Source organism: [Collinsella] massiliensis, assembly GCF_002161605.1.
GTDB lineage: Bacteria > Actinomycetota > Coriobacteriia > Coriobacteriales > Coriobacteriaceae > Enorma.
Genome location: NZ_NFIE01000031.1, coordinates 1 through 13,212, shown reverse-complemented (window position 1 = coordinate 13,212; position 13,212 = coordinate 1). Strand labels below are relative to the sequence as shown.

Annotated in this window: 8 protein-coding genes; 2 read left to right on the top strand and 6 right to left on the bottom strand. The window is 67.4% G+C overall.

What is annotated here, in order from left to right:
• Positions 1–290: 290 nt before the first annotated feature.
• Both B5G02_RS09735 and B5G02_RS09730 read right to left on the bottom strand, forming a co-directional pair.
• The gene (locus B5G02_RS09735; protein WP_094336072.1) at positions 291–1,562 is read right to left on the bottom strand and encodes a hypothetical protein; all 1,272 of its coding nucleotides are present in this window, start codon (positions 1,560–1,562) and stop codon (positions 291–293) included.
• 46 nt (positions 1,563–1,608) lie between these two features.
• Entirely contained in the window at positions 1,609–2,181 is a 573-nt protein-coding gene (locus tag B5G02_RS09730) for a hypothetical protein (RefSeq protein ID WP_094336071.1), read from the bottom strand.
• Between the two features lie 222 nt (positions 2,182–2,403).
• On the opposite strand from B5G02_RS09730, the gene B5G02_RS09725 reads away from it, so the two are divergent.
• Both B5G02_RS09725 and B5G02_RS09720 read left to right on the top strand, forming a co-directional pair.
• Entirely contained in the window at positions 2,404–5,307 is a 2,904-nt protein-coding gene (locus tag B5G02_RS09725; RefSeq protein WP_241146228.1) for a hypothetical protein, read from the top strand.
• Positions 5,308–5,310: 3 nt separating this feature from the next.
• Positions 5,311–7,332 carry a hypothetical protein gene (locus B5G02_RS09720; protein ID WP_241146227.1) on the top strand — a complete coding sequence of 674 codons (2,022 nt, stop codon included), beginning with the start codon at positions 5,311–5,313 and terminating at the stop codon, positions 7,330–7,332.
• A gap of 24 nt (positions 7,333–7,356) precedes the next feature.
• Here B5G02_RS09720 and B5G02_RS09715 read toward each other — a convergent pair whose 3' ends face one another.
• From B5G02_RS09715 to B5G02_RS09700, 4 genes are all read right to left on the bottom strand, one after another.
• The gene (locus B5G02_RS09715; RefSeq protein ID WP_094336068.1) at positions 7,357–8,775 is read right to left on the bottom strand and encodes a transglutaminase domain-containing protein; all 1,419 of its coding nucleotides are present in this window, start codon (positions 8,773–8,775) and stop codon (positions 7,357–7,359) included.
• Positions 8,776–8,839: 64 nt separating this feature from the next.
• Positions 8,840–10,603 carry a hypothetical protein gene (locus B5G02_RS09710; RefSeq protein WP_094336067.1) on the bottom strand — a complete coding sequence of 588 codons (1,764 nt, stop codon included), beginning with the start codon at positions 10,601–10,603 and terminating at the stop codon, positions 8,840–8,842.
• The gene (locus tag B5G02_RS09705) at positions 10,603–11,490 is read right to left on the bottom strand and encodes a protein phosphatase 2C domain-containing protein (RefSeq protein WP_094336066.1); all 888 of its coding nucleotides are present in this window, start codon (positions 11,488–11,490) and stop codon (positions 10,603–10,605) included. The genes B5G02_RS09710 and B5G02_RS09705 overlap by 1 nt, the downstream gene beginning before the upstream one ends.
• A 156-nt stretch (positions 11,491–11,646) precedes the next feature.
• Positions 11,647–12,447 (bottom strand): vWA domain-containing protein, encoded by an 801-nt coding sequence (locus B5G02_RS09700; RefSeq protein WP_094336065.1) that lies wholly within the window; start codon positions 12,445–12,447, stop codon positions 11,647–11,649.
• Positions 12,448–13,212: the final 765 nt, after the last annotated feature.

The window sequence follows — 13,212 nt, the reverse complement described above, 5'->3', positions numbered from 1 at the left end:
CTCATCTCGCTAATCGAGCTCGGGAGGGGCGGGAGCCCGTCGATGCGCGAGCGGTACCGCGCCTGGGTCGAGGACGGGTTTCCAATTCCCGCGGATCAGGGTTGACAAACAATAGGAGCGTCGCTTTTGTTGGCGCGCGACCCCTTGCTACTTCAGGGGGTGCCCATAAAACGCTCGTTTCGCGCACTTTGGGAATCGGGAGGCGCCTCCGCGGCGGGATGGAAGGTTTCGCGGGAACCTTCGGCCTCGATCAAGAAGACCCCACCCACTACAGCGGCGCCCCCGTCCCATCAATCCTCGAACAGCGCGGCGAGGTCATCGACATAAAGGGTGCGGCGCGCGTCCCAATCATCCGTCGGCCACAGCTCGAAACACGTACCCTCTCCGACAAGCGTGAACGAGCGCGTATCCGCAGGGATGCCCGCCGCCTCAAGCACCGAGCACGGCACGAGCACCCACCCCTGCTCGCAGGAGACATACTCTGCGGAAAGGAGCGCGCCGATCCGCCCCGACATGTCCACATCGGTGATCTCGCACACATCGCGCAGCTTCGTCCACATGCGCGTCGCCGGCACGATCGCAACAGCGGGCTCGCCGTAGAGATCCGGCATGAGGAACGCATAGGGCTCCTCGGCCCCCGAGCACGCCGCAAGGTCGACGCGCACGCCCTCCGCGCCGGCAGCGATCTCGGGCGCTCCCGTAAACGTGCCCGTCAGCACCGCATAGCGCGCCCGATCGCCCTCGGGCGGCGCGAAGCGATACGCGTCCGCCGCCGCGAGCCCGCGCTCCCGCGGCGCATCGGCCAGCCGCGCCCGCGTCCGGCACCACGCCTCCTCACGCGGTCCGGTATACAACTCGCGCAGCTTCGACGGCAGGAGCACCGCAGTCTCGCCCCCGGCGAGCTCGATCTCGGGAAGCCCCTCGTTCCATGCGGCGCGCAGCTCCTGTGCGGCACCGTCGGAGCTGCTGAATCCCGCGCCCATCACGAGCTGGATGAGCCGCAGGGCATCCGAGCGCGACCGCATCGCCGGCGCCGGAAACCACGTGCGGCAGCGCTCGGGCACCGTGTCCATATCCACGTCATCCGCATCCACGATGAGGTCGAACGAGGGCAACGCGAGCGCGGAGCGGTCGGCAGCGAGTCGCTCGACAACCTGCCCGACCTCGGCGAAGCGCGCAAGGTCGCGCGCATCGTCCATGACGGAGCGCACCGCGGCATCCTGCGCACGCACTCCCCTGATGCCCCGCAGGCGCATCGTCCAGAAGGTGAGCCGCTCGTCCCCGCGCGCCCGCAGCGTCGCGATGAGCAGCTCCGCCAGGAACGCGGCGTCCACGCGCACCTCGGCGGCAAGCGCGCGCTCGCACGCCATGAGCCCCTCGATACAGTCGAGCCCGACATCGCCCCTGCTTTGCAGGGCAACAACCACCGTATCAAGCACGCGCCCGAGCATGGTGATGTTCTCGAGATACCGGTCGAGCCGCGCGCCCAGCATCGCCCGCGTCGCAGGGTCAGCATCGTAGTCATCGAGCGTCAGCGCCCGCACATCAGGCTTCACCGCCATATCGAACCCTCCCAACGGTTCGTGAACAAAACCTCAACCAAGCCATTTACCACCGCAAGAACCCGTCCCACGCCATGGGATAGCCCAACGGCGAGAGCATCGCGATGTGGTACGCAAGTAACCCCGTCACGACGAGCACCGCCACGGCGAACCCCACGGCTGCCGCAAGGACGACGCGCGGGAGCGCATGCTGCAAGGGGCGCGTCCACTGGTTTGCCGCCACCAACCCGCCCGCCATGAAGCCGACCGCCTGGCAGATGACGAGCAGGCTCTCGTTGCCGGGCACGACGCTCTCGAGCAGCCGCTGGAAGAAGAACCCGTGCCACGCGAGCGTGCAGACCGCCGCCCATGCGCAGCCGAGCGCTGCCACCCAGCCGGCCTCCATGATCCAGTACTCCGGACTCGCGAGCGTGAGGTAGCGCTTGCCGGTACCGGCGAGCATATGCTCCGCGGTCGTGGAACCCTTCTTGGGCATGATGTCCTCCCAACCGAACTCCTCGGGATCGAAATACGTCTCGATATCGATGTAGATGTGCTCGGGGTACTCCCCCAGCACCGCCTTGCACAGCCGCTCGAGCACCGAGCGCTCCGAGCGGTCGCGACCTCCCCGACGAGCCATGATGCGCTCCTTTCTGTCGTTTGCCTTCCACGTGTGCGGCGCACCGCGCGCCGCTGGTGCCAAGGTACCCGCGGGTCGCCGCGCGGGGGCGCCTCACGTGCCGGGAGCGAACCGGAAGCGCGCGGCGCAACACCGGAAGCGCAGGTATACGGCTATAATGCAGGTGCAGGCAGAGGAGGGGAGGCTGCGATGCCCGATGTGTACCAACAAGCATTCGCGCTGATGGAAGCCCTGTGGCAGCCGCTCATCGAGCACGGCGTCATCGAGCGGGCGACGGCGCCGCAGCTCTCCAAGTGGATCGAGGCGCATGTCGGGGCGAGCTTCCCGCCCAACCCCGATGAGCCCGCGAGGCGGCATGTCTACAATGCCCACCATGCGTGGGACGACTACCGCCGGGGTGCGCTCGACGCCTACTTCTGGGGCAAGGCGACCGAAGCGGCCGAGCACGAACCGGACGCCGCAACCGATCCCGCGCCCGATGCCCCCACGCCCGGCCTGGCGCAGCTCCTCCCGCGCGACCTCTTCGACGAACTCTGCCGCCTGCTCTCCACCACGCGCGACGCGCGCATCCCCGAGCAGCCCTACGCCTCGTTCGGCGACTACGCCAAAGGGCTGTGGTTCTACGGCCTGCACCAGCTCGATGGCCTCGACGCCAAGAAGCGCCCACAGCTCACCGACCAATTCTGCCAGCGCGGCATCGGCCCCAAGGGCGAGCTCATCCTGCGGTCGCGCCCCTTCGGCGGCATCACGCTCGACGCGACCGATCTCGATGGCTACCGCGGCTCCTCCAAGACGCGCGAGCTGCTTGCCCAGGCGACCACAGCAGATAATCTCATCGAGAAGCGCCTCGCGTTCCTCGGACGCTACTCGAATGTAGCCGGCTGGAAGAACGCCCGCTTCAACGAGGAGTACTTCTGGCACCGGCAATACAAGGAGAACCGTCTGGACACGCTCTTCGACACCCGGCAGCTCGGAAGCCAGACGAGCACGGGCGACGGCATGCGCACGGGACTCCGCCTCGCACTCGACTTCGCCGTGTGCCTGCCCTTCGCCATCGCGTGCGAGGTGGAGAAGCGGCTGGGAGAGCGGCACGCGAGCACCGAACAGATATGCGACGAGTTGCGCGACGCGCTGCTCGCGGCCGAGGTACGAGGCGCGCACGACAAGCCCGGCACCGGCGCGCCGCTGCTCGAGCCTGAGGAGCGCACCGAGCTCGCGACGGTCTATTCCTGGCCGAGCACCCCGTGCGGATACGCCGCCGTCGTGACGTGCGCTCTCGTGCGCCTGCTGCTCGGACGCGCGCATGCCGCGGGCAGGGCGCTCGCCGACCATCTTGACGAGCTCTCGGGCGGCACGGCGCGCGCGACGGCATCCCGAGCGCAGCATTACCTGGCGGGCGTCGCTGCTTGGAGCGAGATGCTCGACATGCGTGGCACTGCGGGCGACCAGGCCTCATATGAGGAGCTCTACGTTCCGCCCGCCTTCCATATGCAACAGTCCCTGAGCGGCACAGGCCGGCGGCGCGGCCCGGGGGCGCGCAGCGACCTCAGCACCGCGGCGAACCCCGCGGCCATCCTCGCATACCTCGCCGAGGAAGACGAGCGCCGCGGCACCGCGCGCCTGCTTATCCAGGCGGGGTCGGGCATGGGCAAGACCACCTACGTGAAAGGCCTCGCTGCCGGAATCGCACAAGCGCGCACCGCGGGTGATGCGACGCTCTTCTCGCTCATCGCCGGCGACGTGCGCGGCGTGCCCCTCATGGACTGGACGCCGGTGCTCATCGCGCAGCCGGAGGCAGACCTTGCAGGCAGTGGCTTCGAAGCGTTGGTAAAAGACGCCCCGCCGCTCGATGCCGACGCGTTCGCGCACCTCCTTTACCGCCAGCTCCCCGACACCCTCAAAGACCCGTTCCGCGCCGCGGCGGCAGATGACGAAACCGAAGCGCGCGGCCTCTTTATCGAGCTCTTGAAATCGCGCGACGCGCTCGTCATCGTGGACTCCATAGACGAAGTGCCACTTGAGGTGCGCAGGCGCTACATCGAGCAGCTCACCGCTCTGGTGAATGCCTACCGCATCCGCCACCTCATCGTGACGAGCCGCCCGCTCGAAGGTGAGAGCGAGACCCTGGTCGAACAGCTCGTGCGTGGCACCATCGTAGCGCTCGAACCCTTCGACCTTCCACGGCAGCGCGCACTCTTCGGTCGCCTGGTCGAAGCCTTTGCCGAACCCGGCAGCACGTCAGACGACACGGATGACCTCGCATCTCCGCTGGGCTTCGATGCCATCGCCGAAACACCCGGCTTCGGAGACATCGTTGCGAACCCGCTCGTCCTCACCGCGCTCGTGCGAGCACTCCTGCGCACGAGCCCCCGCAACGGGACGACGGCCTTCGCCGTGCTCGACGAGCTCGCCGCCCTCCTGCCCAAACTCCCCAATCAAGACCTCTACGGCTACGACGAGCAGGTGCTCGAGCGCATCGCCTTCGAGCTTACGTGCGGTATCCTCACCGACCCCGCGCAAACGCAGACGGGCGACGGCTTGCCCGTGCAGACGTTCGTGAGCACCTATGCGACATACGAAGACGAGGCTCGCGGCGGCACGACGGACGACAACACGAAACAGGCGGATGTCATCGATCGCATGGTCACGCGGCGCGGCGTGCTCGCCGTGCACGAGGGCTGCGTCTCGTTCGAATCTCCGCTCATGCGCGCGCTCTTCGCCGCCCGCCACGTCCTCGCCTCCCTCGGATCGTATGCCGCGCAGAAGACGGACGAGCTCTCCCAGAAAATCGGCCAGCAGATCGGCTCCCTGCTAAACGCCGGTGTCCGAACGGTGGCCGCTGAAGCCACGACGCGCGCCGACCCTACTGCCTCACCCGATCCCGCGCCTGCCTACGCCCTGCTGCTCATCCTCTCCGCACGCAACCCACGCTACCAAAGCATGCAAAGCGTCATCTACCGCTCCCTCTGCAATACGGTGCTCTTCGACGTGAGCGAGTTGCAATGCGAGCACGATTTCGCCGTGCGCATGCTCCGCGCTGCCCGGCGCTTCGACTTCGGCCGCCCATGCCCGCGCGCACCCGAGGTCGAGCTGTGGGAAGCGCGCCTTACAGACCTCTCGGCATAGCCCATGGCGTGGAGCTGGCCGACATATCACTCCCAGCTGCGGCGGCGCATCGAGCAGACGCCACCGCTCATGCGCAGCGTATGGAGCCCGCGCGCGAACCGCCTCGACTGGCTCGCCGCCTCTTGCTTCCCCCTGTCGGTGATAAAAAAGTGTCCGACACCGAATTATGGCCAACTGCACGGCGTCCCCTTCCGCAGCGTGAACATCACCGTGCGCGAGGGCTTGCCTGCAAGCATCTTCCGCGCGTCGCTCATCGCGAGCCTGCTTGGGCACACCCCCGCCCAACGGCGGAACTTCTTCGGTACCTCCTTCACGGACAAGAAGCACCCGACCGTCGGCTACCTCAACATGCGCGAGCTGCCGCCTTGGTCATCCACCTCGGAAGCGGGCTCCCTCCTGTCCATCACCGAGCTCATGACGCAGTCGCTTCCCTACCTGGACGCCCGCAACGTACGCCCCGCGCAGGCACCGCTCACCCCCGCGAGCCCGCCCACCAGCCAAGCGGAGATGCTCGCCTTCCCGAACGTGCTCGTGCTCGACGGCACGGGCTTTCTGGGCGGAAACGTGCGCGACCGCCTCAAATACCTGGGGTTATTCGCTCACGCGAGCACACACCTGCGCCTCGTGGATCAGCTCGTCATCATCACCATCACAGGCGATCATGCCTTCGAGCAGCTACCTTTTTCCGAAAGCACCCTTGACAAATGCATCTGTATCGATGCGTCCTCCGCACCTGAACAGCTCCGCATGTTCCTGCTCGCCTGGGAGCGCTGGTGTGCGCCACACGATAGCCCGCGCGCCGTGGTGGAGCGCGCACGTGGGCGTTTCCAGCGCATGTGCACGGCGCTCGACCGCCTCGGGATGAAACTGCCCCAAGCAGCGAACTCGAGCGGGCAAGACGCGTTGGCATCGAGGCACGCCGATGCCATCCCCCGCAACATCGCATCATTCGATATCGCGTGCGCTCTCGTCGCCATGCAGCGCGATGGGGAGGAACCCCGGGACACCGAGGAGCTCTGCCGCAATCTGCGCGAGCGCATACCCGAGCGGGCAGTCGTCGACATCGAGCGCGTGCTGCGCGCCTACCTCATGGCGCGCAGTTTCCTCGAACCGGGGTACTCCCTCTTGCGCGACGGCGACCGCGGAGCGTCGCTCGTCGATGTCGCGCGGATGCACGAGCTCATCGGCGACCGTTTCCTCAATTTCATCGCGAGCAACGGCGCCGAACCCGTCGCGGAGCATGAGGTCGCGCGGGAGCTCTTCTTCAACCCGGACACGTGGAAGCCGAGCATGCGGAACCTGCTAAACATCATGCTGGAAAACCCGCTGCTACCGAGCATGTTCGTCCTCGAGGTGGATCCAAGCACCGGCGCGGAGACGCTCCACCTCACCGCCGAGCGGCTGGGTTTGAGCTTTCTCGCCCATGAGGCAGCGTCCACCCTGCGGCGGAGCGACCGCGATAGCCTGGCCGACCTGCTCTTCTCGTACGCCGGGTGCCTGCCGCCGGACGCCTGGGAGAACTTCATCTTCGCGGTGTTCGCGAACCTCGTCGAACAGCGCTGCGCCTACTTGGTGCACGAGGCGCTCGATAGCCTCATCCTGCTCCTCCTCGCCATCCCAGCCAGCGGTGTCTTCGCCGGCGGCAAGGTCGCGAGGCGTCGGATTCTGAGCAACATGCTCGCGGCATACGGCATCCGCCTCGACCCCGACACCCTGCGCGAAACAGCAGTTCAAGAAGACACGGCGCTCTGGCAGCGCGCGGCATCCGAGCCGTACGTCGACGCCGTGGTACGCGCATCGCTGCGTTACAACCTCCGCACAGACGGGGTTCCGCCCGAGGCCTGGGAATGGTGGGCGGGCTGCAACGGCACATGGTCGGAATCGTACGAGTTCGTGCATCCGCTTGACGCCGAAACGGTTGCCGAACACGTCGCCTACCTGCGCGAGCTGCTCCACGCGCCCGCGCCCGCCTGCGACAACGCCGCTCTCGTGCTGCGCGCCCTCGGCGACGGGGAGGCGCTGTAGCCCGCGCCTCCCCATCGCCCGCTCCTACTCCACCGTCACCTCGTACACGCGCATCACGTCGTCGCGGATGAGCGCGAGCGTGACCGGCTCGGTGATCGAACCCCGGATCGATGCGCCCGCGATGTCGTAGATCTTCTGCGCGATGAGCTCGGGGTCGAGCGGCGCGCCCGGCTCGATGCCGGAACGCGTGAGGCGCTCGTCCAGCTGGAACGCGCAACGGCGGTCGCGCGCGAGCGTGAGGTCGAAGAGCCCCGCGAGCTCGTCCCACCCGCTCACACAGCGTCCGCGGCGACGATAGCACCCGAGCGAAAGCGTCGCCGCCGGGAGGGCGTCGCGCTCCCATTTGTGCGTGGGCGCGATCTCCTCGTCCGAAACGCCCAGGTAGGCGAGGTGCGGGTAGCGCTTGGCGGGCGAGAAACCCAGGTCGTACGTCACGTCCACATGCGTCCAGCGCCCGTCCAGCTCCACGAGGTTCCACGAGTGCCGCTCGGGGTCGTCCCAGCTCGGGGTGCTCGCCGCCGTGCCGCGCACGATGAGGCAGGGCACCTCCAGGCGATCCATGAGGTACTTGAAGGCGTATGCGAGGCCGCTGCACACCGCCTTGCCCCGCACGAGCGCACCGACGGCCGTGTATTCGAACGGGTCGCCCGTGTCGCTGTACACCGCGTTCAGGATGAGCGCGTTGTGCGCCGCCTGCACGCGTTGCTCGGGCGCGGGAAGCTGGGAGAGGGCGTCAATGAGCGGGCGCGAGCGCTCCTCCATCTCGGCGAGCAGGCGCGCGGCCTCGTCGCGGTCGATACGGTAGCTCGGCTCAAGTTCCCAAATGCGCCCCGTCTGCGAGATGCACTGCAGACTATAGCCATCGAGCCAGAACACCTCGGGCGTGCTGCGGCGCATGGCCTCGTAGGCGTCGTCAATCTCCGCCTCCGTCACGCCGAAGAGCCGGATATGCGGGCGGAAAGCGAGCACCCCGTCGCGGATGGCCTGGTACGCGCGGCGCGCGGAGGTGCCCAGGCGGTCGCGCTCGAACGTGCAGCAGCCCGGGTGGGCGTACTCCGCGAGCGGGCGCGTGGCGGGTGAGGCGTCGGGCTTGGGGCTCGCCGTGGGCTCGACCGGGATGGCAGGGGTGTCGGGCTTGGGGCTCGCCGCGGGCTCGACCGGGGTGGCCGTCGCAACAGGCGCTTCGCGGGTCGTGGGCTCGGGATCGGGAACGGCGCTCACCGGCGCGCTTGGTACCTGCGCGTCCGCCACCTGCGCGCTCGCCTCGCCCGGGGCCTGTCCCATACCCATCGCCTGCGCATCGCTCGCCGCCTGCCCTGCGGTCGCCTCCCCCTCCAGCTTGCGCACCGCGTCTACCGCACCGCGCACCGCCGCGTCCGTCGTACGCGCGAGGCGACCAAACGCTCGCTTGATCGAATCTGCCGAAATCTCATACGTTGCCATCGTTTCCTCCTTCATCGGCCGCATCCCTGCACCCCGAAGGCGGCAGGCGGCCGGTTCCTCCATCTCAACGGCCGAGCCACAACGCCCGTGCCGCGCCTTGATACTCATACGTGCTCTTGAACAGCCCACCGAACGGCGCCGTGTCGCCGATGAGCAGGCAGAGCACTGCGCCCACAAGCGTCGCGACCACCATGGCGATGAGCGTCGCCGCCACCGCGTCGAAGAACCGGTACGCGATGGGCTTGTTTGTGCGCGCGTCTGACTTCGCCGTCTTCCACCCCGCGATGAAGCCCGCGAGCCCCGTCACGAGGAGCTCGACGTCCGAGCACATGCCCACGCAGAAGTACACGAAGTTCTGGAACACGCTCGTGGGCTGGACGAAGTAGATCGTGAGGTACGACGCTGCCACGCAGAGCCACCGCGCCCAGCGTACGGGCACCCGGTTGAACGCGTTGATCGCGCGCGTCTGCAACCCACGGCCCTTACCCGCGGCGGCTGCCGCAGACAAGGCACCGGAGCCGCCGCGCGCCGCGACGTTCAGCGACGGCGCAGCAATGCTAGCCGTAGGCGCGCCGTGCGCCCCGGCTCCCACCGCCGGCGCGACAGCCGCCGTGCGTAATCCTCCTGCTGCACCAGAGGCAGCCGTGGCCGCCTTCGCGCCCGCGCCGCCGCCAACCGAGGCACCTCCCCCGCTCGCGCCGCCCGCGCCAGCTCCGCCCCGCCGCGCGCCCTTCCGCGCCCGAGGACCACCGCTCTTCCGCTTCGGAGCCGCCAGCGGCGGAAGCCCCGCCTGCGCGCGCAGCTGGTTCATCAGGTCGCGGTTGCGCTCCTCCGCCGCGCAGTACGGGCAGGTCGCAGCGCCCTTCCAATGCGCGTGCCGTTCGTCCTCCGGACAATCTACGAGCTCGCCGAAGTACCGGGTGAGCACCTGCTGCCACTCGAAAGCCGTCGTGCGCCGATGCGGGTCGCGAAAGCCCTCGACGAACGTGCGACGAAACGCGTCCTGCAGATACGGCGGGAAATCGCTCATCGCGGGCATGCCCGCCGGCACGCAAAGGTTTGGGCGCGGCACAAACGCCGACACCCAACCGTTGCGCTCGCGCTCCACAAGCGGGGGCATGGGAGTCCCGTCCGGCGCGTTCACGTCCACCGCATATGAGCACGGGTGTTTGCCGAAGAAGAGCGCCTTGTGCACGAGCACCCCGAGCGCGTAGCAATCCGTCCATGCGTCGAACGGCACCCCGCATGTGGCGTAGCTGCCGCCCTGTGCCGCGCGCAGCATCTCAGGCGCGACGTACTCCGGCGTGCACCCCAAGCAGGGGTACCGCGAGCCGTCGGGCATTGTGATGTCGAACGAGTCCGTATCGATGACCTGCACGGCGCAGTCGGCGAGCACGGGAATGTTCTGCGGCCCGGGGTCGCCCATGGCCACGCCGCACATGTGCATGCGGCCGAGGGTGTTGGCCAGCGAGATGAGCGCTGCGAGCCGCTGGCTCACCTGCGCGGTGCCGTTGGGGTAGGCGAACAGCTTGTCGAATGTGACGCTCGGCTGCAAGCGCTTCATGATGAAGCCCACGAACACGCCGCGCTCGTCGTATAGCAGGTTCTGCGGCCAGGTGAGGTTCGGCGGCAGCGAGCACATCTGGGGCAGCTGGCACATGGCCTTGAGCTTGGGCTCGCGCTTGCGGGCGAGCTCCGCCGTGCGGAAGATCTTCGCCACGTACCCCGGCTTGCCCTGGATGTCGAAGAGCTTGCCCTCGGAGCCCTCGTCGTTGAAGGGGTCGCACGCCAGCTCCAAGCGCTGGCCGGCCAGCGTGGTAACAATCATCACGATACCCCCTTCACGTCCGCGTGCTTGTATCCGCTGGTGATCGCCGCCCACTCCCGCTGGATGCGCCGCGCCACGTCGGCACGCAGCGCCTCCCAATCAGGCTCCTCGTAATAGGCATCCGCGAGAAGCGCCGGCGGGCGCTCGGGGTCGTAGAGCATGACGAGCGTCGCGTCATCGACCGTATACATGCGCGGGTCATGGCGGATGAGCTCGCGCAGCCGGCGATTCGCGCTGCGCCGCGCCTTGGCATCGGTCTCCGTGCGATGCAGCAGCTCGCGTACGAGTGCCGTGTACACGGGCTGGCCGGTCTCACGCAGCAGCGCGGGGCACAGGCGCTCAAGGAGCCCATCTGTCGCCGCGAGCACCGCCGCAACATCCCCCTCAACGGTGCCGAACTCCCAGGTATCCGGCCCGAAGCGCAGGGGAATCATGCCGCCGCCATCGTCGTGCTGCTGGTGCGTCACCTGCACGTACTCACCTGACGCGAGCGCCGCGACCATACCGGAATCGCCCGCTTGCCCCCAGCTCAGGCGACGTCCGTCCCACACGCCCACGCAAAGCGTCGCATCGAGCTCGCGCGCGGGCTCGTTCGTGCGGCGTGCCGTGCCGCACACCGTGTGGTAGGCAACGGCGAACCCGGCGCGGATGACGTCTCGGATGTCCGCATCGGCCATCCCCGGCTCAAGGTGGTTCGACACATAGAGCACCGCCGAGGCCACCGCCGCGCGCGAGCCGAGCTCGGAATGCTTGCGGCTCCCCACGCCATCCGACACGCCAAACACCGTTGCGTCGCCACAGCGCGCGGAAAGGAAGGCATCCTGGCAGGGGTCACCCGTCTCGATGTGGTCGATGCCGCGCGCATGATAGACAAACCGTTGCATCATCGTGGTTCCTTTCATGTCATTACTCGAGCGCTTGAGCGCCACTCCGTCCAGTCGCTCAAACACAGGGGCTCGCCGCCGCGCGAGACAGCGACGAGCCCCGGTACCGCATGGGCGCTCGTCCGGGATGCACCCGGGCATACGCGCCCGATTGCGCAGCTAGATGAGGTCGCCCAGCTGCGGCACGATGAGCTTGCTTTCGGGCTTCTGGGTCGGATCCTCTTCCGGCGCGATGACGGGCTTCTCGCCCAGGCCCGTACGCGTGCGAATCTTGATGGACATGGCCTTGAGCTCGGCATACTGCTTGTAACCATCCGGCAGGTCGTTGTAATGCTGGACGGCGAGGCGGCGGCGCGGGTCAGGCACTGCTTCCTTCATGCACCAGAGCTGCGGGGTGCAGAAATTCGGGTCTTCAGGGTTCAGCGGAACGGTTGCGAAGCCGTCGAACTGCATGTCCTTGTTCTCCATGAGCTGACGCACGCGCTGGGCGGTCTCCTGCGAGAGGGTATCCTCGAAGTCGCCCACCTCGATCACGATGGGCACATAGTGCTCCTGACCGGCCTTCTTACCCAGGTTATAGCGCGCGCGAGAACGGTCGATGGCGGTGTTCAGAGCCAGGTCGTAATCCGTACCACCCGCTGCGGTGAGCACGGGGATGGCGATGTCGCGCGGGTGCGCGAAGTCGGAGCCGCCCACGATCTCGACCTCGTGGTTGAACGCGATCATGTCGATGAGCACCCGTTCGTTCACGTCATCATCCTTCGCGAGGGTCTCGACGAAGAGCTTGATGAACTGGTTGAGCAAATCGATGCGCAGGGGGCTCCCCGGCCCCGCGACGGGCTGATCCTCCGAGCTGGAACGATCGAACAGAAGCGAGGTGAGCAGGATAGGCTTGTCACTGACCTTGAACGTTTCTTCCGTCATGTGGAGACCGGCGTTTTTCACGGTATCGTTGACCATGATGGTTCCTTTCTGTGTGCCGCATGCGCGATGCTGCAGATGTGTGGGTGCTAAATCATGTGGGTGCTGGTGTGAACGGAGGGCCGGGGCCTCTTCTCCGGGCAAGCCCGGGCCTCTGTTCGTCAAGAGGGTGTGCGGCGACGGACATGGCATCGACTGCCCGCCGCGGCGTAAGACGGCTAGCCGTGGTCGCGAGGACAAGCGGCGGCGTCGTGTGCACACCAAATTCCGTTCATGGCGATTCCCTTCTCTCGATCCTGCCGACTGCGGTGGCCATCCGCCCGTTGCCTTCGCGCTGCGTTGCGTTGGTTGCGATGTGGCGCTCCGGCTTCGGTTGCCATGATTCTCGCCGGGAAGGCGCGCCCTATATCCGGAAGCCGCCGGGAGGGAACCGGGAGCGCCGCGCAGATTACCGGAACCGCAGGTTAATGTGGGTGTGATACACGAGTGCCCGTGCCCCCGTGATGTCAGTGAGCTCACGCTGCGCATGTATTGAGCCGTAGTCACGCTCTGCCCGCGGCATTGGATTTCGCTGCCGCATCCGCCCGTTTTGCCCCGCGAACAGGCGAGCCGATTCCCAAAGTGCGCGAAACGAACGGTTTATGGGCGCCCTTGGGAGTAGCACGGGGTCGCGCGCCGAAGAAAGCGACGCTCCTATTGTTTGTCAACCCTGATCCGCGGGAATTGGAAACCCGTCCTCGACCCAGGCGCGGTACCGCTCGCGCATCGACGGGCTCCCGCCCCTCCCGAGCTCGATTAGCGAGA

What these genes read in the sequence shown, in the direction of transcription:
- B5G02_RS09735 (WP_094336072.1), bottom strand. Translation starts at nt 1,562, where the DNA reads ATGGCGGTGAAGCCTGATGTGCGGGCGCTGACGCTCGATGACTACGAT.
- B5G02_RS09705 (WP_094336066.1), bottom strand. Translation starts at nt 11,490, where the DNA reads ATGATGCAACGGTTTGTCTATCATGCGCGCGGCATCGACCACATCGAG.
- B5G02_RS09715 (WP_094336068.1), bottom strand. Translation starts at nt 8,775, where the DNA reads ATGGCAACGTATGAGATTTCGGCAGATTCGATCAAGCGAGCGTTTGGT.
- B5G02_RS09710 (WP_094336067.1), bottom strand. Translation starts at nt 10,603, where the DNA reads ATGATTGTTACCACGCTGGCCGGCCAGCGCTTGGAGCTGGCGTGCGAC.
- B5G02_RS09725 (WP_241146228.1), top strand. Translation starts at nt 2,404, where the DNA reads ATGGAAGCCCTGTGGCAGCCGCTCATCGAGCACGGCGTCATCGAGCGG.
- B5G02_RS09730 (WP_094336071.1), bottom strand. Translation starts at nt 2,181, where the DNA reads ATGGCTCGTCGGGGAGGTCGCGACCGCTCGGAGCGCTCGGTGCTCGAG.
- B5G02_RS09700 (WP_094336065.1), bottom strand. Translation starts at nt 12,447, where the DNA reads ATGGTCAACGATACCGTGAAAAACGCCGGTCTCCACATGACGGAAGAA.
- B5G02_RS09720 (WP_241146227.1), top strand. Translation starts at nt 5,311, where the DNA reads ATGGCGTGGAGCTGGCCGACATATCACTCCCAGCTGCGGCGGCGCATC.